Annotated in this window: 23 protein-coding genes; 12 read left to right on the top strand and 11 right to left on the bottom strand. The window is 67.5% G+C overall.

Going from position 1 to position 22,710, the window contains the following annotated elements; all coding sequences use genetic code 11:
• Window positions 1-154: 154 nt before the first annotated feature.
• Entirely contained in the window at window positions 155-655 is a 501-nt protein-coding gene (locus L1Z78_RS18965) for a hypothetical protein (RefSeq protein WP_234637919.1), read from the bottom strand.
• On the bottom strand, window positions 618-878 hold the full coding sequence (locus L1Z78_RS18960) for a hypothetical protein (RefSeq protein ID WP_234637918.1): 261 nt from the start codon (window positions 876-878) through the stop codon (window positions 618-620). The genes L1Z78_RS18965 and L1Z78_RS18960 overlap by 38 nt, the downstream gene beginning before the upstream one ends.
• Window positions 879-1,705: 827 nt before the next feature.
• Here L1Z78_RS18960 and L1Z78_RS18955 point away from each other — a divergent pair.
• Together L1Z78_RS18955 and L1Z78_RS18950 are read left to right on the top strand one after the other, a co-directional pair.
• Window positions 1,706-2,635, top strand: coding sequence for a hypothetical protein (locus L1Z78_RS18955; RefSeq protein ID WP_234637917.1), 930 nt, complete (start codon window positions 1,706-1,708; stop codon window positions 2,633-2,635).
• Between the two features lie 15 nt (window positions 2,636-2,650).
• Window positions 2,651-3,058, top strand: a complete 408-nt coding sequence (locus tag L1Z78_RS18950; RefSeq protein WP_234637916.1) for a hypothetical protein — start codon at window positions 2,651-2,653, stop codon at window positions 3,056-3,058.
• Window positions 3,059-3,309: 251 nt separating this feature from the next.
• On the opposite strand, the gene L1Z78_RS18945 is transcribed toward L1Z78_RS18950, so the two are convergent.
• Window positions 3,310-3,588, bottom strand: coding sequence for a hypothetical protein (locus L1Z78_RS18945; RefSeq protein WP_234637915.1), 279 nt, complete (start codon window positions 3,586-3,588; stop codon window positions 3,310-3,312).
• A 190-nt stretch (window positions 3,589-3,778) separates the two neighbouring features.
• Between L1Z78_RS18945 and L1Z78_RS18940 the strand changes: the two genes are divergently transcribed.
• The 8 genes from L1Z78_RS18940 (at window position 3,779) to L1Z78_RS18905 (ending at window position 12,550) form a co-directional block, all read left to right on the top strand.
• Window positions 3,779-4,066, top strand: a complete 288-nt coding sequence (locus L1Z78_RS18940; protein ID WP_234637914.1) for a hypothetical protein — start codon at window positions 3,779-3,781, stop codon at window positions 4,064-4,066.
• A 523-nt stretch (window positions 4,067-4,589) separates the two neighbouring features.
• Window positions 4,590-5,780 (top strand): substrate-binding domain-containing protein, encoded by a 1,191-nt coding sequence (locus L1Z78_RS18935; RefSeq protein WP_234637913.1) that lies wholly within the window; start codon window positions 4,590-4,592, stop codon window positions 5,778-5,780.
• 3 nt (window positions 5,781-5,783) lie between these two features.
• Window positions 5,784-6,566 carry an ABC transporter ATP-binding protein gene (locus L1Z78_RS18930; protein ID WP_234637912.1) on the top strand — a complete coding sequence of 261 codons (783 nt, stop codon included), beginning with the start codon at window positions 5,784-5,786 and terminating at the stop codon, window positions 6,564-6,566.
• Entirely contained in the window at window positions 6,563-7,288 is a 726-nt protein-coding gene (locus L1Z78_RS18925; protein ID WP_234637911.1) for an ABC transporter ATP-binding protein, read from the top strand. Before L1Z78_RS18930 ends, L1Z78_RS18925 begins: the two co-directional genes overlap by 4 nt.
• Complete coding sequence (locus tag L1Z78_RS18920; protein WP_234637910.1) at window positions 7,285-8,268, top strand: branched-chain amino acid ABC transporter permease; 984 nt, start codon at window positions 7,285-7,287, stop codon at window positions 8,266-8,268. The genes L1Z78_RS18925 and L1Z78_RS18920 overlap by 4 nt, the downstream gene beginning before the upstream one ends.
• Before the next feature lie 13 nt (window positions 8,269-8,281).
• The gene (locus tag L1Z78_RS18915; RefSeq protein ID WP_234637909.1) at window positions 8,282-9,349 is read left to right on the top strand and encodes a branched-chain amino acid ABC transporter permease; all 1,068 of its coding nucleotides are present in this window, start codon (window positions 8,282-8,284) and stop codon (window positions 9,347-9,349) included.
• Window positions 9,350-9,401: 52 nt separating this feature from the next.
• Window positions 9,402-11,621, top strand: a complete 2,220-nt coding sequence (locus tag L1Z78_RS18910; protein WP_234637908.1) for a D-(-)-3-hydroxybutyrate oligomer hydrolase — start codon at window positions 9,402-9,404, stop codon at window positions 11,619-11,621.
• A gap of 26 nt (window positions 11,622-11,647) precedes the next feature.
• A complete protein-coding gene (locus tag L1Z78_RS18905) occupies window positions 11,648-12,550 on the top strand; it encodes an alpha/beta fold hydrolase (RefSeq protein WP_234637907.1) in 903 nt (300 codons plus the stop codon).
• 7 nt (window positions 12,551-12,557) lie between these two features.
• On the opposite strand, the gene L1Z78_RS18900 is transcribed toward L1Z78_RS18905, so the two are convergent.
• From L1Z78_RS18900 to L1Z78_RS18885, 4 genes are all read right to left on the bottom strand, one after another.
• Window positions 12,558-13,679 (bottom strand): porin, encoded by a 1,122-nt coding sequence (locus L1Z78_RS18900; protein ID WP_234637906.1) that lies wholly within the window; start codon window positions 13,677-13,679, stop codon window positions 12,558-12,560.
• Between the two features lie 171 nt (window positions 13,680-13,850).
• The gene (locus L1Z78_RS18895; protein ID WP_234637905.1) at window positions 13,851-14,768 is read right to left on the bottom strand and encodes a LysR family transcriptional regulator; all 918 of its coding nucleotides are present in this window, start codon (window positions 14,766-14,768) and stop codon (window positions 13,851-13,853) included.
• 28 nt (window positions 14,769-14,796) lie between these two features.
• Window positions 14,797-15,762, bottom strand: coding sequence for a tripartite tricarboxylate transporter substrate-binding protein (locus tag L1Z78_RS18890; RefSeq protein ID WP_234637904.1), 966 nt, complete (start codon window positions 15,760-15,762; stop codon window positions 14,797-14,799).
• Window positions 15,763-15,798: 36 nt separating this feature from the next.
• On the bottom strand, window positions 15,799-17,007 hold the full coding sequence (locus tag L1Z78_RS18885; RefSeq protein WP_234637903.1) for an amidohydrolase: 1,209 nt from the start codon (window positions 17,005-17,007) through the stop codon (window positions 15,799-15,801).
• Window positions 17,008-17,236: 229 nt separating this feature from the next.
• Here L1Z78_RS18885 and L1Z78_RS18880 point away from each other — a divergent pair, with 229 nt between their 5' ends.
• The gene (locus tag L1Z78_RS18880; protein WP_234637902.1) at window positions 17,237-18,232 is read left to right on the top strand and encodes a rhodanese-like domain-containing protein; all 996 of its coding nucleotides are present in this window, start codon (window positions 17,237-17,239) and stop codon (window positions 18,230-18,232) included.
• 7 nt (window positions 18,233-18,239) lie between these two features.
• On the opposite strand, the gene L1Z78_RS18875 is transcribed toward L1Z78_RS18880, so the two are convergent.
• From L1Z78_RS18875 to hemH, 4 genes are all read right to left on the bottom strand, one after another.
• Window positions 18,240-18,413 (bottom strand): hypothetical protein, encoded by a 174-nt coding sequence (locus L1Z78_RS18875; RefSeq protein WP_234637901.1) that lies wholly within the window; start codon window positions 18,411-18,413, stop codon window positions 18,240-18,242.
• 11 nt (window positions 18,414-18,424) lie between these two features.
• On the bottom strand, window positions 18,425-19,522 hold the full coding sequence (locus tag L1Z78_RS18870) for a YeeE/YedE thiosulfate transporter family protein (RefSeq protein ID WP_234637900.1): 1,098 nt from the start codon (window positions 19,520-19,522) through the stop codon (window positions 18,425-18,427).
• A 98-nt stretch (window positions 19,523-19,620) separates the two neighbouring features.
• Entirely contained in the window at window positions 19,621-20,595 is a 975-nt protein-coding gene (locus L1Z78_RS18865) for a sulfurtransferase (RefSeq protein WP_234637899.1), read from the bottom strand.
• Window positions 20,596-20,741: 146 nt separating this feature from the next.
• Window positions 20,742-21,839, bottom strand: a complete 1,098-nt coding sequence (gene hemH, locus L1Z78_RS18860) for a ferrochelatase (protein ID WP_234637898.1) — start codon at window positions 21,837-21,839, stop codon at window positions 20,742-20,744.
• 91 nt (window positions 21,840-21,930) lie between these two features.
• Between hemH and L1Z78_RS18855 the strand changes: the two genes are divergently transcribed.
• Window positions 21,931-22,701, top strand: coding sequence for an HAD family hydrolase (locus L1Z78_RS18855; RefSeq protein ID WP_234637897.1), 771 nt, complete (start codon window positions 21,931-21,933; stop codon window positions 22,699-22,701).
• Window positions 22,702-22,710: the final 9 nt, after the last annotated feature.

Here is a 22,710-nt window from a genome sequence, read left to right as displayed (position 1 = left end):
AGCGCGGCAGTGGCTGCGGCGATGACGCTGCGAGGCAGCCGCTGTTGTCTTGTCGTGCCAGGACGGCAGTCAGGCTGCTTTTGTGCAGGTCACGGCGGTTGACTTCATGGATGTGATGTCAGCAATTGGCACCAGTCAGCCACGGCATCATCGATCAAATTCTGGGCGAGGGCCTGACCGCATGAACACGGCCAATGCTTGCGCCGCTCCAGCCGCCAGTTGGCGCCACGGGGGGGAAGCAGTTCATCGAGATCCGGCAGGTTTGCTGGAATGGTATCGCAGACGTCCTCCCATACCGCTGAAAGCACCCCATCGCCCCTATCTCGTCGGGTGTGAAGGCGGGCTCGTACTGGAGCCAATCCCCGTTCGCCCAGTCTTCCCATTGATTCAGGAGCTCGTTGGGCACCCGCACGCCGGGAACGGAGGCTTGATACTTGGTCTGCGCATCGAACGACGATGCCAGTTCGAGGTACTCGATGATTCTGTTGCGGGTCCGTTGGAGGGCGACGATGGGAGTTGTGGACATGTTGCCTTGGCGGGAAACGCCCGACTGTTCAAGTTGCGCATCTTCCCGCAGATGCCGGTGGCTGAAGTCTGCCTGTGGCTGGCAGCAGTATTCAAGAGGGGCGGAGGTGGAGATGGGAGAGCGCTTCATTCAATTCTTCGTCAGTAAGACCCTTGCCGGTCGCAGCTAAATCCCAATGCCATATTGCCTGTACTTCCGGCGTCATGATGTTTTCGTACACATCGACGGCAAGCCATGCCAAGTCAGTCTTGCCGAGGTGAAATTCCTGGGCCAGATACCGCATGGCAGCAGCGGGCTGGCTGCGCCCCAGTTGTCGCCGTGCTGATCCAATCAGCTGCTGGTCGGATTTCACGGTCCTTGCTCCGATCGTCTCCAGGCGCGCAGCAAGGCTTGCGCACGGTGTCGCAGACGCTGGGGCCACTTGGGTCTCTCGACAATGTGCTGAAGGCCATCGGCGATCTCGGCGTCGACGGGCAGGCCTTGCTCAAGCCATCCGATGGCCAATTCATTCCAGTACGGCGCGCTCCAACGAAGTCCCATGAGTACGACGTACCGTGCAGGAGCATCCTTGGGCTCGTATGCATGGTAGGGAGACTCGAGGTGAACGACGAGGGATTGGCTGTACATGCCTGGAGTCTAGAGTACGGCGCCCCCTGTCCACAGGGGACTGCAAAGGCCTTGTCGGTTATCTGCGCCGCACGGCAATCATCAGGCGTTCGGCCAGCGTGGGCGGCGCGGCCATGCGGCGGGCTCTTGCGAACGCGCCGTCGCGGGCGGATTGCATGGCCGTGGATGGTGCGCCATGCCTCGCTGCGACAGATGCGTTTTGCCATCCAGGTTTCAGCACCCGTTCCAGCTCTGCAAGTTCCGGAATGCCGTAGCCGGCCAAGGCAATGAACGTTGCAGCGATGGGGCTTGGAACTCGTGCTTATACCGCTTCCATGCATGGATGTCCATTGCCAGGAATTTCAATTGCGCAAATGAGTGGAATGGTGCTTCTGGCAAATAAGATCTTCCGGCAAGAAATAAGGAATGCCTGAAGCCCCGGAAGGATGCGTGAAGCGATACGTATTGGTTCGGGCTGTTCTGCTACACGATCACGCCCTTGAAGTAGTTGCTCGCAAACCCGCATATGGCGACGCTAATAGAATGGCAAACTGTTTGCAGGAGGCAATCTTTATGAAAGCTCAATTGCTGAAGATCCTATCTCTGGGACTATTCGTCGCAATCACGACAGGGTGCGCCGCAAATCTCAAGCCAGTTGCCACCTTCGGAGCAGGTACCTCTGCTCTCGCGGCCACATACAGGCCGATGGTCACCGATCTCGAGAAGACCTGTCTCGCACGGCGCACCGAAGAGGCCATCCCAAAGACCTACGGTGAATTCAACTACCCCACGGCCATTGCAGGTGCCGCTGCGGACTGCAAGGAGATCACTGACAACAAAAAGCTTGTCCAGGAATTTGCCGTGATCCTGGATGGCTATGGAGCTGGTCTTGTCGAACTCTCGGGGCTCAAAGCCGACATGCTTTCCGCGGATATCGGTGCGGTTTCCAGTGCAGCCAGCAAGCTGAAGAATGCCAGCGGCACGGTTCTCATCGAAAAAGCACAACTTGATCTTGCAACAAAGCTGGCGACTTACGCCGTCGAGATGCTCCTTGGCAACAAGGTCAAGGAGGAGGCCAGAAAGGAGCTCGAACAGGGCAAGATCCCTCTTGCCGCCACAGTGCATGCCATGAAGGCGGTGGTCAATACGCCATATCTGAACGAGCTGAATGAACTCGACAGGCATCTTCGATTCATGGAGTCCAGGCTGCTGACCGGTTCGAACGCCGTACAGGTATCAGGCAACGACGATGCATCCCTTGCGGCGATGCACCGGGCCATCCCCTTGCGCATGTTGCAGGCGCAGAACCATGAGCGGATCGCCGCTGTCGCAAGAGCCAGAGAAAACATCACCAAGTTCAATGAGGCTGCCGACGCACTCACTGTGGCACACGCCGAGCTCATCGCCAAGTTTGACGAAAAGACAGCGATCGACAAGATACCGGCACTCCTGGACTTCATCAAGAAGGTTCGGGATCTGCGGGACAGCGTTCAAATGCTTTGATTCGAGGTGAATTTCATGGCAACTTCCATTCCCCTTGCGACGATTAAGGTGGCCGTCGCAACCCTCCAGGACAGCAGGGCCAAAATGAAGGAATTTCTTTTGGCAAGCCCGGGAAGCGCACTTTATTCCCAAGTGGAGAACCTGGACACGCAGGCGAGCAGGGCTATCGCGGCTTTGAATGGGCAGGCGCTGAAGGTGATTGGTGCAGACGCCTCCGACGCGCTCAAGGAGCTGAAAAATATCTCTGTTGAAGGCGAGCTCTTCATCAAGAACATCAAGGACATCAAGAATGGCCTGAAGGTGGTTGCGAGCTTCCTGGTGCTTGTTGGTGCCGTCTTGATGGCAGACCCATCAGGGATCGTGTCGGCCGCCAAAGGGGTCAAGCAGGCTATCGACAACGCGAATGCTGACGCAAGCCCCTGAAGTTCCTGACAGGATGTTCACGGCAGGTCGCTGGCTGACCGCCCATGCTTGCTGTCGCTGGGGCTGTTGTGATCGGAAAGAGCCACAGCCCGTGGTCCGCACCCCTGACTTGTCAAGTGCCGCCCTCTTTTCGCGTGTTGCCGCGCCGCCCACGCTGGCCGAGCGCCAGGATCGTCTGCGTCTTGGGGCGGAGAGGAGGGCGCCGCGTCCCCGCCCGCAGGAGCTAGCTGGGTGGCAGGGGCTGTGGTCGGCTATCTGCGCCGCGCGGCGATCAGCAGGCGCTCGGCCAGCGTGGGCGGCGCGGCCATGCGGCGGGCTCTTGCAATCGCACCGTCGCGGCCGGTGGCGGCGCGGGCGATCAGGGCCGCGCCCAAGGCATTGCCGAGCAGTCTGCCCATGCCACTTTCTGCGCGGCGCGCGCGGTGCAGCGCCAGCAGGCCTGCTCCCAGTGCCAGCCAGTGCTCACCCTTGAACCCTTGGCGGGCCTTGTCCCAATCGCGCAGCTCCTGGATTTTCCGTGGAATCGCCATTCAATGCTCCTGTTGTTTCGGAGCTTTCATGGTGTATCGGTGGGCGGCCCGGGCCTGTCGGTCCCAGGGTGAAATTGCGGTGGTGAGAGTCCTACGGAGACCGCAAGGAGCGCTGTTGGCGTCACGGCGCGGGCTGGCGGGTGTCGGCGCCGGGCCCGAACCACTGCGGCAACCGACAAGGAGGCATCCCGTGGGCAAGGTCTTCAAGCATGTGGCTGATGGTGCGCTGCATGGCGTTCCGAATGAAATCTGCCAGCAGTGCGAGCGTTCAACGGTTGCCGTTTACGGCTACACGGGTGAAATCATGGACCCGCATCTGGCGGCCGACAGGCAGCTGGCCCAGGAGGAGCCCCAGGTGTGCTACCTGTGTGCCGACTGCATCCATGGCGGCAATGTGCGGCGCACGGACCGGGCTGCGGTCGAGCATGTGGTGGGGCGGCTGGCGGCTGGCGGCGGACGGCGAGACGGCGTGGCGTGAATTCGATCACCTGCCCGATATGCCGCTGTTCCTTCAGGGAAGGTTTGACTGGCCGTTGTGTTGTGGGTCGTGGTGCGAATTCACCGGCTCGCCAGCGGATTTTCAGGCGCTGCTGGCCCTGCAGGCATCCCACCAGTACTGGGAGGGCGGCCCCGCTGGAAATCCAAGGCCTTTTCATGAGCAGGGCCCTCCCGAGTCGCTGAGGGAGATATCCGCGTTTGCCTGCTGCACTTGCGCCAGTGGCTATTACACGGATCAGTTCACTTGAGTTCGCATGCAAGCTGTGGCATTCGCCCGCATTTGCGTTTTCCCTGTACTTTTTTCAGACGACCGGCTGAATTTCAGTCACTTCATCTGTCTGAAATCCAGGCGATCCAGCCAGGGCCTGTACATGCTGCCCCCGCCTTGCCAGCGCTGGCACAGGCATGGTGCATGAAGGTGGCTGCTGGCACGAACCCTGCGTAGCCCCACCCAAAAGCGGCAGGCACCAGCCCGAGCCGCCCCCACCCAAGGAGACAAACCCATGCAACGCCGCCCCCTCGTCCAGGCTTTCTTCCTGTGTGCCGCATCTGCTGCGGCAACTCCCGCTGCTTTGGCGCAGCAGGAAATCCGCATCGCCCATGTCTACAGCAAGACCGGCGCATTGGAGGCCTATGGCAAGCAGACCCAGGCGGGTCTGCTGATGGGCCTGGAGTACGCCACGGGCGGCAGCATGGCGGTCAATGGCAGGAAGCTGGTGGTGATCGAAAAGGATGACCAGGGCAAGCCCGACCTGGGCAAGAGTCTGCTGGCCACGGCGTATTCCGATGACAAGGCGGATCTGGCCGTGGGCCCCACGTCCTCGGGCGTGGCGCTGGCCATGCTGCCGGTGGCCGAGGAGTACAAGAAGATCCTGCTGGTGGAGCCGGCCGTGGCCGATTCGATCACGGGCGACAAGTGGAACAAGTACATCTTCCGCACGGGCCGCAATTCCAGCCAGGATGCCATCAGCAATGCCGTGGCCATCGACAGGGCGGGCGTGACGATTGCCACGCTGGCCCAGGACAACGCCTTCGGGCGCGACGGGGTGAAGGCCTTCAAGGATGCGATCAGGAAGGGCAAGCTGGTGCACGAGGAGTACCTGCCTGCGGCCACGACGGATTTCACGGCCGGTGCGCAGCGGCTGATCGACAAGCTCAAGGACCAGCCGGGCAAGAAGATCATCTGGATCGTCTGGGCCGGGGCGGGCAATCCCTTCAAGATCGCGGACATGGATCTCAAGCGCTACGGCATCGAGATTGCCACGGGCGGCAACATCCTGCCCGCCATGGCGGCCTACAAGAATCTGCCGGGCATGGAGGGGGCTACGTACTACTACTACGGCATTCCCAAGAACCCGGTCAACGAGGCCCTGGTGTCCATGCACTACAAGCAGTACAAGACGCCGCCGGATTTCTTCACGGCCGGCGGTTTCTCTGCGGCCATGGCCATCGTGACGGCGCTGAAGAAGACAGGTGGAGACACCAAGACCAACACGCTGATCAAGGCCATGGAGGGCATGAGCTTCGACACGCCCAAGGGCACCATGACCTTCCGCAAGGAAGACCACCAGGCCCTGCAGAGCATGTACCACTTCAAGGTCCGCGTGGACCCGGCGCTGGCCTGGGGCGTGCCCGAGCTGGTGCGCGAGATCAAGCCCGAGGAGATGCAGGTCCCCATCCGCAACGGCCGCTGAGCGATGTTGCGCACAGAGGATCTGACCATCCGCTTCGGGGGCCATGTGGCCGTCAACGGCGTGAGCTGCGCTTTCGAGCCGGGCACGCTGACGGCCATCGTGGGCCCCAACGGGGCGGGCAAGACCACGTATTTCAACCTGATCTCGGGGCAGCTCAAGGCGACGGCCGGGCGCGTGCTGCTGGGCGGGCGCGAGCTGACGGGGCTGGCCCCTTCGGCGCGCACGCGGGCCGGGCTGGGGCGGGCGTTCCAGTTGACCAACCTGTTCCCGCACCTGAGCGTGCTGGAGAACGTGCGCCTGGCCGTGCAGGCGCGTGACGAGGGCTCGCACCGGCGCGGCCTGAACCTGTGGAGCATCTGGAGCGACCACCGGGGCCTGACGCAGCGCGCGCTGGCCATCCTGGAGCAGGTGGCCCTGTCCGCGCGCCGCGACGAGGCCGTGGCGTCCTTGCCCCATGGCGATCAGCGCAAGCTGGAGGTGGCGCTGCTGATGGCGCTGGAGCCCCAGGTCTACATGTTCGACGAGCCCACGGCGGGCATGGGCCACGACGAGGCGCCCGTGATCCTGGACCTGATCCGCGCGCTCAAGCAGGACCGCAGCAAGATCATCCTGCTGGTGGAGCACAAGATGGACGTGGTGCGCGAGCTGGCCGACCGCATCATCGTGCTGACCAATGGCACGCTGGTGGCCGATGGCCCGCCGGCCGAGGTGATCGCCTCGACCGTGGTGCAGCAGGCCTACCTGGGCGTGGTGCCGCAGCAGGGCGCCGTGGGGGAGAGCGCATGACATCCAACCTGCTGGAGCTGTCGGGCGTGCACACGCACATCGGGGCCTATCACATCCTGCATGGGGTGGACCTGGCCGTGCCGCGCGGCCAACTGACCATGCTGCTGGGGCGCAATGGCGCGGGCAAGACGACGACGCTGCGCACCATCATGGGCCTGTGGCGGGCCAGCCAGGGGCGCATCGCGTTCGGCGGCACGGACATCACGGCCCTGCCCACGCCGGCGATCGCGCGGCTGAACATCGCCTATGTGCCCGAGAACATGGGCATCTTCGCGGACCTGACGGTGCAGGAGAACCTGCTGCTGGCCGCGCGCGGCGCCGCGCGTGCCGACCGCATGGATGCGCGGCGGCTGCAGTGGATCTTCGGCATGTTCCCGGCGGTGGAGAAGTTCTGGAACCACCCGGCCGGCAAGTTGTCGGGCGGGCAAAAGCAGATGGTGGCGGTGGCGCGCGCCATCGTGGAGCCGCGCGATCTGCTGATCGTGGACGAGCCCAGCAAGGGCCTGGCGCCGGCCATCATCGAGAACATGATCGAGGCCTTCGCCCAGCTCAAGGCGAGCGGCACGACGATTGTGCTGGTGGAGCAGAACCTGGGCTTCGCGCGCCGCCTGGGCGACCGCGTGGCGGTGATGGACAACGGCCGCGTGGTGCACGCGGGCGGCATGGCCGAGTTCTCGGCCGACGCCGCGCTGCAGCAGTCGCTGCTGGGGCTTTCTCTATGAACAAGATGGATGTCGATTGGACGCCGCTGCTGCTGGTGCCGGTGCTGGCCCTGGTGGCGTTGCCGCTGGTGGGCTCGGGCTCGACCTGGCTGACGCTGACGGTGGCGGGGCTGGCGATGGGGATGATCGTGTTCATCATCGCTTCGGGACTGACGCTGGTGTTCGGGCTGATGGATGTGCTCAACTTCGGCCATGGCGTGTTCATCGCGCTGGGGGCGTTCGTCGCGACCAGCGTGCTGGGCGCCATGGGCGACTGGACGGGGTCGGACCAGCTGTGGCGCAACCTGCTGGCGGTGCTGCCGGCCATGGTGGTGGCCATGCTGGTGGCGGGGGCCATCGGGCTGGCCTTCGAACGCTTCATCGTGCGGCCCGTGTATGGCCAGCATCTCAAGCAGATCCTGATCACCATGGGCGGCATGATCATCGGCGAGGAGCTGATCAAGCTGATCTGGGGCCCGCAGCAGATTCCGCTGCCGCTGCCCCAGGGCATGAAGGGTGCCTGGCTGCTGGGCGATGCCGCCGTGGAGAAGTACCGCGTGGTGGCCGTGCTGGTGGGGCTGGCGGTGTTCGCGCTGCTGGCCTGGACGCTGTCGCGCACCAAGATCGGCCTGCTGATCCGCGCGGGTGTGCAGGACCGCGAGATGGTGGAGTCGCTGGGCTACCGCATCCACCGCCTGTTCGTGGGCGTGTTCGTGGCGGGCTCGGCCCTGGCCGGGCTGGGCGGGGTGATGTGGGGCCTGTACCAGCAGAACGTGGTGCCGCAGATGGGGGCGCAGGTGAATGTGCTGATCTTCATCGTGATCATCATCGGCGGGCTGGGCAGCACGGGCGGGGCGCTGATCGGCGCGCTGCTGGTGGGGCTGATGGCCAACTACACGGGCTTTCTGGTGCCCAAGGTGGCGCTGTTCTCGAACATCGCGCTGATGGTGGCCATCCTGCTGTGGCGGCCCCAGGGCGTGTACCCGGTCGCCAATCGCTGAAGGAGGGATGGACATGCTCAACCGATTGCTGTCCGGCGACCTGCCGCGCAGCCGCGTGCTGGCGGTGCTGCTGGTGCTGATCTTCGCGGGGCTGGCGGCGGCGCCCTTCGTCTTCCCGGGCGTGAAGGCGCTGAACGTGGCGGCCAAGGTGCTGGTCTTCGTGGTGCTGGTGGCCAGCTTCGACCTGCTGCTGGGCTACACGGGCATCGTGAGCTTTGCGCACACCATGTTCTTCGGCATTGGTGCCTATGGCGTGGCCATCGCCTCGTCGCGCATGGGCGCGGGCTGGGGCGCGCTGGCCCTGGGGCTGGGGGCGGCGCTGCTGGTGTCGCTGCTGCTGTCGCTGGCGATCGGCCTGTTCTCGCTGCGGGTGCGGGCCATCTTCTTTGCCATGATCACGCTGGCCGTGGCGGCGGCGTTCCAGACGCTGGCCTCGCAGCTGTCGGACTGGACGGGCGGGGAGGACGGGCTGAGCTTCAGGCTGCCCGAGTGGCTGTCGCCCGGCTTCGAGCCGTTCGACGACGAGGTGCTGGGCGTGCTGATCGACGGGCGCATCATCACCTATTACCTGCTGTTCGTGCTGGCCGTGGTGCTGGTGCTGGCGCTGCTGCGCATCGTCAATTCGCCCTTCGGCCGGGTGCTGCAGGCCATCCGCGAGAACGAGTTCCGCGCCGAGGCCATCGGCTACCGCGTGGTGGTGTACCGCACCCTGTCCAGCGTGCTGTCGGCCCTGTTCGCCTGCGTGGCCGGGGCCATGCTGGCGCTGTGGCTGCGCTATAACGGGCCGGACACTTCGCTATCCTTCGAGATCATGATGGACTGCCTGCTGATCGTGGTGATCGGCGGCATGGGCACCATCTATGGCGCGGCCATGGGCTCGGTGCTGTTCCTCATCGCGCAGAGCTATCTGCAGGATCTCCTGCGCATGGCCAGCGAGGCCGCGCAGGGCCTGCCCTGGCTGGCGGCCCTGCTGTCGCCGGACCGCTGGCTGCTGTGGCTGGGCCTGCTGTTCGTGTTGTCGGTGTATTACTTCCCCACGGGGGTCGTGGGGCGTCTGCGTTCTTCCCGCGCCGGGGCCTGACCGAGGCCCCTGGCGCATTCGTGCATCAGAGAATTGCCACAAGGAGATGGGCATGTTCAAGCGTGAAGAGTTGGAGTTGTCGATTGAGCGAACGGTGCAGGCGGCACCCTCCCTGCGCTGGGTCTTCACGGCCCTGGCCGCGGCCGCGCTGACGGCCTGCGGCAGCGGCGAGCGAGATCCGAGCAACGACCTGCCCAAGGGGTTCACCGAGCTGGGCGCCACGGTGTACCCGGCCACCGCGACGGGCACGGGCAGCACGCCGGCCACGCAGGATCTGCTGACGGGCGGCCTGGGCAGGACGGGCCTGGGCGCGGCGGCCGCCCCGCTGTATGCCGACCCGGCCAACCCCACGGCGGCGGAGTTGCGGCGCAATGCGCTGTACTCCAACTACCGGGGCATCCTGGACCCCACGGCCGGCGGCGGCTACGGCACGCTGTACGGCCCCAACGTCACGGCGGACGGCCAGGTGACCACGGGCGAGGGGCTGATTCCCGGGCGCGAGTACCTGGCCGTGCTGGACGACGGCTCGGGCCGCAAGCAGACCATGGTGGCCGTGCAGGTGCCAGACAGCTTCGACCGCAACCGGCCCTGCATCGTGCTGGGCCCGTCCTCGGGCTCGCGCGGCGTGTATGGCGCCATCGGCACGGCGGGCGAGTGGGGCCTGAAGAAGGGCTGCGCCGTGGCGCTGACCGACGCGGGCAAGGGCGTGGGCCTGCACAACCTCGCCGACGATACCGTCAACAAGCTGGACGGCACGCGCGCCACGCGTACGGACGCCGGCAGCCTGTCCTTCTTTGCCGCACGGCTGACCGATGCGGCGCGCGCTGCCTACAACGCGGCGTTTCCCAACCGCATCGCCATCAAGCATGCGCATTCCCAGCAGAACCCCGAAAAGGATTGGGGCAACGACACGCTGGCGGCGGCCCGCTATGCGCTGTACGTGCTCAATGCGCGCTATGGAACGCAGCAGGACCCCGTGCCCTTCGGCAAGGACAACACGCTGGTGCTGGCGGGCTCGGCCTCCAACGGCGGCGCGGCCGTGCTGCGCGCGGCCGAGCTGGATACGGAGGGGCTGATCGATGGCGTGGTGGCCTCCGAGCCCGTGACCGAGATGCCCACGCGCCAGGGCTACACCATCGCCGTGGGCAATGCGACCATGCCCAACCCGGGCCGTCCGCTGGCCGAGTACACGACGTACGGCAACATCTACCAGCCCTGCGCGGCCCTGGCCGCGGATGCTGCGCTGACCGAGACTTCGATCTTCAACTACATGGGCCTGACGGCCATGACGGCGCGGGCCGAGGCACGCTGCACCAGCCTGGCCGCCAAGGGCCTGGTGGTGGGCGCGACCACGGCCGACCGTGCGGCCCACGCGCTGAGCAAGCTGCGCCTGTATGGCTGGACGGCCGAGCACAACCGCATGCACAACGCCCATTACGGCCTGGGCAACGGGCCCATCCTGTCGGCCATGTACACCATGGCCTACGGGCGTTTCGGCGTGGACGCCAACCTGTGCCGCAGCAGCTTCGCGGCGGCCGATGCCACGGGCGGCGTGGTGCCGGCCACGGCCAGCGCCCTGGCCCAGAGCTTTGCCACCGCCAATGGCACGGCCAACGGTACACCGGCCACCGTGGTCTACAACGACTCGGTGGGGGGCGCCAAGGCCTGGCAGTTCGCCGTCTCGCCCTCCACGCGCGTGGCGGACTTCGGCCTGGACAACGCGCTGTGCCAGCATGCGCTGGTGACGGGCTTCGATCCGGTGTCGGGCTTCAACCTGACGGACAGCAGCGTGCCCACGCGTGCCCAGAGCGACGCCGTGCGCGCAGGCATCACCGAGGTGTTGCACAGCGCCAGGTTGCGCGGCAAGCCCACCATCATCGTGGCGGGCCGCAGCGATGCGCTGGTGCCCGTCAACCACAATGCGCGCGCCTACACGGCGCTCAACCGCGTGCTGGATGGCTCCAGCACGCGGCTGCGCTACATCGAGGTGGTGAATGCCCAGCATTTCGATGCCTTCCTGCCGTTCTCGGGCTTCGACACGCGCTTCGTGCCGCTGCATCCCTATTTCAACCAGGCCATGGACGCCGTGTGGGCCCACCTGCGCAGCAACACGGCCCTGCCAGCCAGCCAGGTGGTGCGCACCACGCCGCGCGGCGGTCAGCCAGGCGCGGCGCCCGCCATCACGGCGGCCCAGGTGCCGCCGTTCGTGGCACGGCCGGCCACGGCCAACACCATCGAAGTCGGCGACGGCCTGATCCGCATTCCCGACTGATCCCGCACCGCACAGAGACCGCTTCCATGTCCTCCCCTGCCTTTTCCCTGCCGCAACCCGCTTCCCGCTACGCGCAATGCGCGGGCTACGAGATCCACTACATGGACTGGCAGCCCGCGCCTGACTTGCAGCCCGAGGGCACGGTCATCGCCTGGCATGGACTGGCGCGCACGGGGCGCGACATGGATGCGCTGGCCCAGGTGCTGGCGGGCCAGGGCTGGCGCGTGATCTGCCCGGACACGCTGGGCCGCGGCCTGAGCCAGTGGAGCCGCGCCCCGCGCGAGGAATACCGGTTGCGCTTCTACGCACGCATCGCCCGGGAGCTGTTCGATGCGCTGGGCCTGGAGCGCGCGCACTGGGTGGGTACGTCCATGGGCGGGGCCATCGGCACGGTCTGCGCCTCGGGCCTGTTCGAGCCCACGCTGCGCGAGCGCATCGCCACGCTGGTGCTCAACGACAATGCGCCCGAGCTGGCGCCAGCGGCGCTGGCGCGCATCAAGGCCTACGCGGGCCAGCCCCCGGCCTTCGATACCGTGGGCGAGCTGGAGGTCTTCTTTCGCCAGGCCTACCGTCCCTACGGCTGGCTCGGCGATGCCGAGTGGCGCAAGCTGACCGAGACCAGCGTGCGCCGCCTGCCCGACGGCCGCGTCACGCCGCACTACGACCCGGCCATGATCGAGCAGTTCACCGCGCACGAGGACGACTACGGCATCTGGCCGCACTACGACGCGCTGCAGATCCCCGTGTTGCTGTTGCGCGGCGAGGACTCGGACCTGGTGCTGCGCGAGGTGGCCGAGCGCATGACGGCGCGCGGCCCCGGCGGCAGGGGCCTGCTGCACTGGGAGGAGGTGCCGGGCTGCGGCCATGCGCCGGCCCTCAACGTGCCGGCGCATTGGGCGCTGGTGCTGGAGCACCTGCGCAGGAGCTAGCCCCTCGTCAGAAGCTGTGCCGCATGCCGAACTCCACGCCGCTGCTGGCGTGGTCGGGCCCGGTGGCGCTGCCGATCAGTGCCTGGGCCGAGCCATTGCGGTTGCCGATGCGCGCCACCGTCCCGTAGACGGCGCTGCGCTTGGACAGGTGGTGCACATAGCCCAGCGACAGCTTGGTGGCCACGGGGTCGGGTCCCGGCCTGGTGGCATCGCGCCGGTAGCGCGCATAGGCCCCCTTGATCTGGCCGGTGCCCACGGGCCACTGGAAACCGATCAGCCAGCCCCCGTCATCGATGCCTGCCAGGGAGGCGGACTGGATCTGCCCCATCAGCTTGAAGCCGTTCAGGGCTTCGCCCCAGGTGTAGGAGGCGGCCAGGTTGGACACGCGCAGGTCACCCGCCGCATAGGTGGTGCGGCCGGTGGCGATGGCCATGTTGAGCCCGCCGCTCTGGTAGCCCAGGCGCACGCCCACATGCCGGCCGTCGCGTGCGTTGGAGAGGGTGGTGCCGGGGATGACCGAGCCCGGGGCGTTCTCGCCCAGCGCCACCATGGCCTGGCCGTAGAAGCCGCCCAGGCCCTGCGGCAGAAAGTAGCCGATGCTGTTGGAGGCGCGCGTGCCCGCAGGGTGGAAGATACCGCCCAGGCCCGCGCTGTACATCAGGCTGCCGCCGATGCCGCCACCGGCGCCGAAGGGCTCGTACAGCGGCGTGTTCCAGAACGTGGGCACATAGTCCCGGCCCAGGCGCACTTCGCCGAAGGGGCCGGCCAGGCTGACGGTGGAGCGGCGGTTGAAGGTCAGCCCCCCGGGCGGGGTGGCGCCGCTGGCCTGGTTGTTGCTGTTGGAGCCGAAGCCCGATCCTATGTCGTTTTGCAGGCCGGCTTCCAGCCAGAAGCCCGCGATGAGCCCCCCGCCCAGGTTCTCGGTGCCGCGCAGGCCGATGCGGCTGAGCGTGTCGCCGCTGCTGCCCAGCACCCATTTGCTTTGCGCGCCCGGGCCTGAGCCTTGCAGGCGGCCTGCGGCGGCATCGACCACGCCGAACAGCGTGACCTGGCTTTGCGCCTGTGCCTGCGCGTGTCCCAGTCCGGCCAGGGCCAGCGCGGGGGTGATGATGAAGGTGGCTTGTCTCATGGTCTCTCCTCCTGGGCATTCGCCCTTGTCGTTGGTGAATTTCGCGATGCCCGGGCAAGGGCAGGGCCAGCCCGCGCTTGCGCGCAGCTTGTGGGTCGGCTTGGTGGTGGGTGGCGTGGCGGGGCCGCTGGTGGGCGGGATGGCGCCGTGTGCGTCAGGTCGGCGGCATGGCTAGGTCCAGTCCAGTTCCGCGATGACCTGGTGCACTTCGGCGCGCAGCTGCTCGGTGGCAGGGGGCAGGTGGGTGCCTTGCAGCACGACGGTGCCGGGGGCGATGCGCGGCAGCGGATCTTCCAGCGCCAGTGCCAGCAGGCGGGACTTGTTCCAGGGGTGGGCCGCGAAAGGCCGCGACAGCAGGGCGATGGCGTCGGACTCCGCCACCAGGCGCGTGTTGAAGGTGGCCGACTGCGAGCAGATCACGCGCTGGGGCGCCGTCAGGCCCAGGCCGCTGAAGATGTCTTCGAACTCGCGGCGCATCACCAGCTGGCTGGGATAGACCCATTCGAAGTCCAGCAGCTGCGCCAGGCGCCTGGCCTTGCGCGCCGGGTGGCCCGCGCGCACGATGGCGACCAGCGTGCCCGTGCACTGCGGTGCGAACTCGCAGCCTGCGGGCAGTTGGGTCAGTTCGAAGTGCGTGATGGCGAAGTCGATGCGCCCCTCGGCCAGCTGCGTGCCGACCTGCTCGGTGGACAGTTCCAGGATTTCGACCTCGACCTGGGGGAGGCGCCGGCGAAATCGCGCATACGCCAGGGGCAGCACGCAAAAGGCCATGGTGGAGGTGACGGCCACGGTGATGCGGCCATGCGGTCCGCCACGAATCTGCTCGATCTCGTCGTGCAGGCGGCGCATGTCCTCGAGGATCTTGCGGGCGCGCGCGCTGACCACTTCTCCGTACTGCGTCAGCCCGATGCCGCGTGCGCTGCGCACGACCAGGGGCACGCCCAGCTCCTGTTCGAGCTCGCGTATCGCCTTGTTCAGCGCCGAGTGCGACAGCGCCAGCTCATCGGCGGCGGCCCGCATGCTGCGGTGCTGCGCGCAGGCGACCAGGGCGCGCATCTGGTAGGTCTTCATGCGGCTGGACTCGAACATGGAGCGGGCCTTTCCCCGGTGGGCGCTGTCAGTTGGCGCTGATCTTCTGATCCTGCACGATGCGCGCGAAGCGCGCCAGCTCCTGTTGCAGCGTGGCCGAGAACTGCTGCGGTGTGTCGCCGCGCACAGGCACCAGTCCCATGGTGTCGGTGAGCCTGGCGAACTCGGGGCTGGCCGCGATCTCGTGCAAAGCCTCCTGCACCCGGGTCAGGGCCGGCGCCGGGGCGCGGGCTGGCGCGAAGATGCCGATCCAGCCGTCCACGCCGGTGCCCGGATACCGGGCGGCGATGGGCGTGGCCTCGGGCAGGGCTGCGACGGGCGTGGCCGCAGTCACGCCCAGTGCACGGCCGGTCTTGCCCTGGGCGTGGATGAGGGCGCTGGTGGGCGTCTCCACCACGCAGTCGACCACGCCGCTGGCCAGGTCGGTCAAGGTGGAGCTGCGGTAGGGCACGTGCAGGACCTGCACGCTGGCGGCCTGGTTGAGCATCTCCAGCGCAATGTGCGGGGGCGAGCCGACGCCATAGGTGCCGCAGCTGAGCTTGCCGGGCTGGCTGCGCGCGCCCTCGACGAACTCCTGCAGGGACCGATAGGGCGACCTGGCTCCGACGATGAGCACATAGGGCGTGGAAGCGATGCGGGCGATGGGCGCCAGGTCCTTTTGCACGCTGAACGACAGCTTGCCGAGCGCGGGCGCGATGGCGATGCTGGTGGACTGCAGCATCAGCGTGTAGCCGTCCGCCGGCGCGTTGAGCAGGGCCTGCGCGGCCACGATGCCGGTGGCTCCAGGCCGGTTGTCCACGACCACGGACTGGCCCAGCCGGTCCTTGAGCCGGGTGGCCACGAAGCGCGCGGCCACGTCGGCCGACGCGCCGGCGGCGAAGGGTACGATCAGCCGCAGGGGGCGGTCAGGGAATTCGGCGCGCGCCGCGACGGCGGTCAGGGCGGCGATGGCACAGAGTGCGGGCACGAGGGCGCGGGCAGCGAGGGAGGGCATGTTCGGCTTTCGTTTTTCGGTGGGAAGGGGCGATGGCTATGGGTGTCGCTGCTGCGCCGGCGGCAGGCGGTCCTGGACCAGGGCGGACCAGAAGCTGGCGCCCAGCGGCAGCAGGGCGTCGTTGAAGTCGTACCAGGGGTTGTGGACCACGCAGGGGCCCATGCCTTCCCAGTCGCCCCGGTGCTCGCCCGTGCCGTTGCCCAGGAAGAGGAAGGCGCCCGGGCAGCGCTGGAGCATGTAGGAGAAGTCGTCCGCTGCCATGGTGGGCTCCAGTCCGTGCACCACGCGGTCCTTTCCCAGCAGCGATTCGGCCACGCGCAGCGCGGCCTGCACGGGGCCGCTGGCGCAGACCGAGGCCGGGTAGCCGAACTCGACGCTCAGTTCGGCCTGTGCCTGGAAGGCCTGGGCCGTGTGCTCGACCATGTGGCGCATGTCCTGCATCAGCCTGTCGGCGACCGTGTCCGAGTAGCAGCGCAGGCTGCCCTCCAGGTCCGCGGACTGCGGGATGATGCTGCCCGCGCCGGGCTGCCCGGCCTCGATGCGGGCAATGCCCAGCGAGACGGGCTGCAGCGGATCGGACATGCGCGAGACCAGGGCCTGCACGGCGGTGACGAGGTGGGCTGCGACCACGATGGGATCGACGGCCAGGTGGGGCCTCGCCGAATGGCCGCCGCGCCCCGTGATGCGGATGCGAAAGCGCGCCGTGGCCGCGGTGATGGCGCCCACGCGCGAGCCGATGTGGCCCTCGGGGATGTTGGGGATGTTGTGGATGCCGTAGATCTCGTCGCAGGCGAAGCGCTCGAACAGTCCGTCGTCGAGCATGGCCAGGGCGCCCGCGCCCTGCTCTTCGGCAGGCCGGAAGAAGAAGTTCACCGTGCCGTCGAAACGGCCGTGTGCGGCCAGGTGCCGGGCCGCACCCAGCAGCATCACCGTGTGCCCGTCATGGCCGCAGCCATGCATCTTCCCGGGCACCCGGGAGCGGTGGGCGAAGCGGTTGGACTCGGTCAGTGGCAGGGCGTCCATTTCCGCCGTCAGGCCGATGCGGCGCCGGCCATCGCCCCTGCGCAATTGCCCGACCACCCCGGTGCCGCCGACGCCCGTGGTGACCTCCAGTCCGCAGGCGCGCAGGAACTCGGCCACCACGCCGGCGGTGCGCACCTCTTCGTAGCTCAATTCGGGATGGGCGTGCAGGTCGCGCCGCAGCGCGGTCAGCGCATCGCCCTGCGCAAGGATTTCCGGGTACATCGGGGGGCCGTTTCTCGTGGGGTTGCGATTCGTTGGAGCCAGTCTAGTGAGCGGCCTGTCTTCCAGAAAGCGACTTTTTTCTGCCGGGTGGATACCTTCGGTTGCCAGTGCGGGCGTGGCCACCCATCAACCTCAGGCGGGCGCGGATGTCCACACCGCGCTAGCATTCGTGGCCGATGCAGCCGCGCCGTTTCCACGTGCGGGCATCGCCTGGTCAGGGGAGCCTCCGATGGGTTTTCTGGTGGAGCTGATCCGCGAGTACGGCTTCGGCATCGTCTTTCTCAATGTGTTCGTCGAGCAGCTGGGCGCACCCATCCCGGCCTATCCCGTGCTGGTGGTGACCGGTGCACTGGAGGGCGCGGACTGGGCTCGCCTGCTGTGGCTGGTGGCCGTGGCCGTGAGCGCCGCGCTGATCGCCGATGTGCTCTGGTACCAGGCTGGCAAGGCCTATGGGCACCGCGTGCTGGGCCGCATCTGTCGCATCTCCCTGTCGCCGGACGCCTGCATCCGCCAGACCGAGACCGTCTATGGCCGCTGGGGCGCACGCTCGCTGCTGGTGGCCAAGTTCGTGCCCGGTTTCGCCTCCATCGCCAGCGCACTGGCCGGCGTGATGGGCACGCCGCTGCGCAGCTTCGTGCTCTATGACGGCCTGGGTGCGCTGATCTGGGTGGGCTCGGCCGTCTACCTGGGGTCGCTGTTCAGCTCCACGGTGGAGGACCTGCTGGGTGTGCTCACGGCCCTGGGCCAGTGGGGCCTGCTGCTGCTGGCGGTGGCCCTGGGCCTGTTCATCCTGCGCAAGTGGTGGCAGCGCCACCGCATGGTGCGTTCGTTGCGCATGCCGCGCATCTCGGTGCGCGAACTGGCCGGTCTGCACGCCCAGGGCGTGGAGCCCACGGTGATCGATGTGCGCGCCTTGCCGCAGTACCGCCAGGGCCACATCCCCGGCGCCCAGTCCTGGGAACTGCGCCCCCGCGACAGCGGCGAGCTGCATGCCCACCTGCTGCCCCAGCACGCGCATCCGCATGGCGTGGTGATCTATTGCGACTGCCCCAACGAAATCTCCGCCGCGCGCCTGGCGCGCCAGTTGCAGCGCGCGGGCTTTGCCAATGTGCGGCCCCTGGTCGGCGGCCTGAAGGCCTGGCAGGCGGCGGGCTTCGAGGTGGAGGCCGCGCCGCTGCCGGTGGCCGAGGCGGCGGGCGATGGACCGGCGCCCAGCGTGCCCTGAGGCTGATCTACTTGCCTGCCGGCATGGAGCAATGCCCGCCTTGCGCGGCCTTGCCCGAGCCGGCCGCGATCAGCGGTGCCTCGAAGCGCAGGTCCACGGGCGGGGAGTGCAGGTGATCCCAGGCGAGGAAGATGACGAGCACTGCCCAGAAGACCGCGCGCAAGGTGTTTTGCTTTGTCATGGCGGGTCCTTTCAGAAGCCGTAGTGGCGGCGGATGCGCAGGCCGAAGATGGTGCCGGCGAAGGCCAGCGGCACCCAGATCCAGCCGTGGATGCTGCCCGTGGAGATGCCCGAGAGCATGGCGCCCACGTTGCAGCCGAAGGCCAGGCGCGAGCTGTAGCCCAGCACCAGGCCGGCCACCAGGGCCACCACCCATTGCGTGCCTGTCAGCGGCCTGGCGCTGACAGGCTTGGCGGCGGCCACCCACAGCGCGCCGCCCAGGATGCCGATGTTGGTGATGCTGGTCACGTCCAGCAGCACGGTCTCGTGCAGGCGCGCGGCGTTGCCGGGCTGGCTCCAGAACCAGTTGCCGGCCAGGTCCACGGCGCCCGTGGCGTTGGCGATCTTGGCGGCCCACAGGCCGAAGCCGTAGACCACGCCCCAGGGCTGGCCCGCGATGACGAGGTTGAGCGTGGCCAGCACGGCCAGCAGCACGGCGCCCACCACCCACTTTCGCACGAACAGCGGCTTGGCGGGGCGCTTGAGCGCCACGTTGGCGCCACGCACGTACCAGGCCACGCCCAGCGCGACCACAGCCAGCGCCGCCAGAGTGGCCAGCAGGGCAGGGACCCAGCCCCAGGCGGTGACCAGTCCCACTGGCTGCGTGTTGCCCAGGTCTAGCCACCAGCCCAGGTGCAGGCTGCCCAGGAAGCTGCCGATGGCGAACACGGGCAGGATGGCTGCGTTCATGGGAATGCCCATGCCGGCCTTGTACAGCGTGCCGCTGCCGCAGCCGTCGGCGATCTGCATGCACAGGCCGAAGACGAAGGCGCCCACCAGCAGGCTGATGCTGGGCGGGCCCAGCGCGGCCGTGAGTTCGGGATAGTGGCCCAGCAGCGGCATGGCCAGCGCGGCGGCCAGCGCCAGCAGCAGCAATTGGCCGAAGACGCCGCTGGCGTCCTTGTCCTCGATCAGCATGCGCCAGCCCGTGGTGAAGCCGAAGCGCTTGCCGGCCAGCACCGCGCCCAGGCCCAGGCCCACGGCGAACAGCGCGGCCTGGCGCACCGAGACGCTCCACAGCAGCCAGCCAAAGAAAACGGCCAGGATGGCCGCAAGAGGAAGTCGTTTCATATCTGGATTTTCTTGTTGTGTGGCAGGCAGGGCGCGACGATGGCGCTCACTGCCTGCCGTGGTCCACTCCGCGATCACTTGTGCGATCAATTACGCGGTCACTTGAACTTTTTTTCCCACCATTGTTTGGCGTCGTAGGCCAGGGATTCGGCGCGGCCGGGCTGGTTGGCCATGGGCGGCGCATCGGCCTGCTGCGTCCAGTCCACCATGGAGCCCGCATACAGCTTGACGCCCGGCAGGCCCGCGACTTCGGACAGGCCGAACCAGTCGGTGGCCGCCCAGTGGCCGGTGTTGCAGAAGGCCACCATGTCCTGGCCCTGCTCGCGCTTGACCTTGGCCGCGATCTGCTTGGCCGTGGCCGTATCGACAAAGGTGGAAGTGCCGGGCACGAACCACTGGTTGAAGTCCAGTTGCTGCGCGCCGGGCAGCGTGCCCGAGAGCTTGGCTGCAGGCGCGCGCGTCTTGCCCTGGTAGAAGGCGTCGGGGCGCGAGTCCACCAATGCAGCGTTGCTGAGCCTGACATGCTGGCCCACGTCCTCGCGCGTGGCGATCAGGCTGGTGTCGAGCTGGGGCTGATAGCTGCTGCGGGCCACGGTGACGGCCGCGTTGTCCTGCGGGAGCTTTTGCCCGTTCCAGGCCTTCATGCCGCCGTTGAGCACGGACAGCTCCTTGAGGCCCAGCAGCTTGAGCGTCCAGTACACGCGTGCTGCCGCGCCGAAGTCGGTGGCGTCTGCGCCCGACGAGACCACGATGGCGTGGGTGGCGGGCGTCAGCCCCAGGGACTGCACGAGTTCGGTGAGCTTGGGCAGCTCGGGCAGTTCACCGGGGTTGGTGGCGGGGCCACGCCATTTGCCGTAGGGGGCGTTGAGCGCGCCGGGAATGTGGCGCTCGCCATAGGCCTTGGGGTCGCGGATGTCGATGATGCGCACGACGTCCTGGCCGGCGGCTGCCTGCACGCCTGCGGGCGTGAGCAGGGGTTCGGCGGCGTGGGCCGTGCCGAAGGCGGTGCAGGCAAGGCCCAGCGCCAGCAGCGGGGCTGCCAGGCGCAGAGCAGGGGAAAATGTCTTGGTCATGATGGCTGGGGCCGATCATGGAAGACCGGCGGAACAAGCAACTGGAGTGCAATTGTCCCGCTTGCAGCATCTATATACAAAGACGCTTATGCATTCTGCTCATGAGGCAGGGTTATATGGCGCGGCGCAGAAGATGCAGAACGGCCTCAGCGCTGTGCGCCCACGGTCTTGGCGCGCTCCAGGCTGGCGTCCAGTGCGGCCTGCGGCGCCTTCTGCGTGGGCCAGCCCTGCATATGCTGCTGGGCGATGCGGCTCAGCGCCGTGATCCAGGGCGCGCTGTCGTTGACGCAGGCGATGTACTCGAACTGCTCGCCGCCCGCATGCAGGAAGGCTTCGCGCGCTTCCTGGCTGATTTCCTCCAGCGTTTCCAGGCAGTCGCTGGTGAAGCCGGGGCAGACCACGTCCACGCGCTTGACACCGCTTTTCGCCAGCTCGATCAGCGACGGCTCGGTATAGGGCTCCAGCCATTTGGCCTTGCCGAAGCGCGACTGGAAGGTCACCAGGTATTGCGAGGGCGACAGGCCCAGGCGCTCGGCCAGCAGGCGCGCGGTCTTGCGGGATTCGCAGTGGTAGGGGTCGCCCAGGTGCAGCGTGCGTTCGGGCACGCCATGAAAGCTCATGACCAGTTTCTCGCCCCGGCCGTTGCCGCGCCAATGGGCCTCGATGCGCTGGGCCAGTGCGTCGATGTAGGAAGCGTCGTCGTGGTAGCGGTTGACGAAGCGCAATTCGGGAATATGGCGCTGGGTGCGGGCCCAGTCATAGACGGCGTCGAACACGCTGGCCGTGGTCGTGCCCGAGTACTGCGGGTACAGCGGCAGGATGAGGATGCGCGTGGCGCCCTCGGCCTTGAGGGCATCGAGCACGCTGGGGATGGACGGGTTGCCGTAGCGCATGGCATGGCGCACCAGCACGTTGTGCCCGGCCTCGCCCAGCCAGCCGCGCAGCAGCAAGGCCTGGCGCGCGCTCCAGTGCTGCAGGGGGGAGCCGTCCTTCTCGTGCCAGACGGTGGCGTACTTGGCGGCCGACTTGGCCGGCCGTGTGCGCAGGATGATGCCGTGCAGGATGGGCCACCAGGCGATCCTGGGGATCTCGACCACGCGGTCGTCGCCCAGGAACTGTGCCAGGTAGCGGCGCACGGCCGGGGCCGTGGGGGCGTCGGGCGTTCCGAGGTTGCACAGCAGCACGGCGGTGCGCTGGGGTTGGTCGTGGCGGAAGGTGGGTTCTGGCGCGAAGCGGGAAGGCATAGGTGCGATTGTGGCAGGACGGGACCGCCAGTCATGCGAGTCGGATGACCCGGCGGCAGCCTGCGAGCGGGCGTTTCGCTATGCTCCAAGCATGTCCCAAGCCACCACCGCCCCCCTCGCCGCATCCTCTCCCGAATCCGCACTGGCCGCGCTGCGGCAACTGCGCCGCGATGGCCGTATCCGTGCCATCTCCATCGACCTGGACGACACGCTGTGGCCCGTGTGGCCGGCCATCTCGCGCGCTGAGCAGGTGCTGCTGGACTGGCTGCATGCCCATGCGCCGGCCACGGCCACGGCACTGCGCGACGTGGCCGCCGTGCGCGCCATCCGCGTGCAGGTCGAGCGCGACCGGCCGGACCTGGCCCACGACCTCAGCGGCCTGCGCCGCGAGTCCATCCGCCTGGCGCTGCAGCGCAATGGCGACGATGGCGGCCTGGCGGAAACGGCCTTCGACATCTTCTTCGCCGAGCGCCAGCGCGTGGACCTGTACGAGGACGCGCTGCCCGCCCTGCAGTTCCTGGCCGCGCGCTGGCCCGTGGTGGCGCTGAGCAACGGCAACGCCAGCGTGCATGTGGTGGGCATCGGCGAGCATTTCCACGCGGCGCTGAGCGCCACCAAGGCCGGCATGGCCAAGCCGGACACGCGCTTCTTCCACGCGGCCGCCGCCGCCGCGGGCGTGGCGCCCCAGGATGTGCTGCACATCGGCGACGACGCGCGGCTCGATGCGCTGGGCGCCATGGATGCGGGTATGCACGCAGTCTGGCTCAACCGCACGGGGGTAGCATGGCCTCACGAGGGGCCCGCGCCCCACGTCACGGTGGCCAGCCTCGCGCAGTTGTGCCAGGGGCTGGCTGACAGCTGACCCTGCACG

This window comes from Delftia tsuruhatensis (assembly GCF_903815225.1).
Classification (GTDB): Bacteria; Pseudomonadota; Gammaproteobacteria; order Burkholderiales; family Burkholderiaceae_C; genus Comamonas; species Comamonas tsuruhatensis_A.
Note: the sequence above shows the minus strand (reverse complement) of the source record. Positions and strands in the feature narration are given on the sequence as shown.

Excerpts from the sequence above, each read along its gene's own strand:
- L1Z78_RS18875 (WP_234637901.1), bottom strand. The coding sequence starts at position 18,413 with ATGACAAAGCAAAACACCTTGCGCGCGGTCTTCTGGGCAGTGCTCGTC.
- L1Z78_RS18895 (WP_234637905.1), bottom strand. The coding sequence starts at position 14,768 with ATGTTCGAGTCCAGCCGCATGAAGACCTACCAGATGCGCGCCCTGGTC.
- L1Z78_RS18870 (WP_234637900.1), bottom strand. The coding sequence starts at position 19,522 with ATGAAACGACTTCCTCTTGCGGCCATCCTGGCCGTTTTCTTTGGCTGG.
- L1Z78_RS18945 (WP_234637915.1), bottom strand. The coding sequence starts at position 3,588 with ATGGCGATTCCACGGAAAATCCAGGAGCTGCGCGATTGGGACAAGGCC.
- hemH (WP_234637898.1), bottom strand. The coding sequence starts at position 21,839 with ATGCCTTCCCGCTTCGCGCCAGAACCCACCTTCCGCCACGACCAACCC.
- L1Z78_RS18910 (WP_234637908.1), top strand. The coding sequence starts at position 9,402 with ATGTTCAAGCGTGAAGAGTTGGAGTTGTCGATTGAGCGAACGGTGCAG.
- L1Z78_RS18920 (WP_234637910.1), top strand. The coding sequence starts at position 7,285 with ATGAACAAGATGGATGTCGATTGGACGCCGCTGCTGCTGGTGCCGGTG.
- L1Z78_RS18915 (WP_234637909.1), top strand. The coding sequence starts at position 8,282 with ATGCTCAACCGATTGCTGTCCGGCGACCTGCCGCGCAGCCGCGTGCTG.
- L1Z78_RS18965 (WP_234637919.1), bottom strand. The coding sequence starts at position 655 with ATGAAGCGCTCTCCCATCTCCACCTCCGCCCCTCTTGAATACTGCTGC.
- L1Z78_RS18880 (WP_234637902.1), top strand. The coding sequence starts at position 17,237 with ATGGGTTTTCTGGTGGAGCTGATCCGCGAGTACGGCTTCGGCATCGTC.
- L1Z78_RS18950 (WP_234637916.1), top strand. The coding sequence starts at position 2,651 with ATGGCAACTTCCATTCCCCTTGCGACGATTAAGGTGGCCGTCGCAACC.
- L1Z78_RS18890 (WP_234637904.1), bottom strand. The coding sequence starts at position 15,762 with ATGCCCTCCCTCGCTGCCCGCGCCCTCGTGCCCGCACTCTGTGCCATC.
- L1Z78_RS18905 (WP_234637907.1), top strand. The coding sequence starts at position 11,648 with ATGTCCTCCCCTGCCTTTTCCCTGCCGCAACCCGCTTCCCGCTACGCG.
- L1Z78_RS18930 (WP_234637912.1), top strand. The coding sequence starts at position 5,784 with ATGTTGCGCACAGAGGATCTGACCATCCGCTTCGGGGGCCATGTGGCC.
- L1Z78_RS18900 (WP_234637906.1), bottom strand. The coding sequence starts at position 13,679 with ATGAGACAAGCCACCTTCATCATCACCCCCGCGCTGGCCCTGGCCGGA.
- L1Z78_RS18855 (WP_234637897.1), top strand. The coding sequence starts at position 21,931 with ATGTCCCAAGCCACCACCGCCCCCCTCGCCGCATCCTCTCCCGAATCC.
- L1Z78_RS18865 (WP_234637899.1), bottom strand. The coding sequence starts at position 20,595 with ATGACCAAGACATTTTCCCCTGCTCTGCGCCTGGCAGCCCCGCTGCTG.
- L1Z78_RS18935 (WP_234637913.1), top strand. The coding sequence starts at position 4,590 with ATGCAACGCCGCCCCCTCGTCCAGGCTTTCTTCCTGTGTGCCGCATCT.
- L1Z78_RS18955 (WP_234637917.1), top strand. The coding sequence starts at position 1,706 with ATGAAAGCTCAATTGCTGAAGATCCTATCTCTGGGACTATTCGTCGCA.
- L1Z78_RS18885 (WP_234637903.1), bottom strand. The coding sequence starts at position 17,007 with ATGTACCCGGAAATCCTTGCGCAGGGCGATGCGCTGACCGCGCTGCGG.
- L1Z78_RS18925 (WP_234637911.1), top strand. The coding sequence starts at position 6,563 with ATGACATCCAACCTGCTGGAGCTGTCGGGCGTGCACACGCACATCGGG.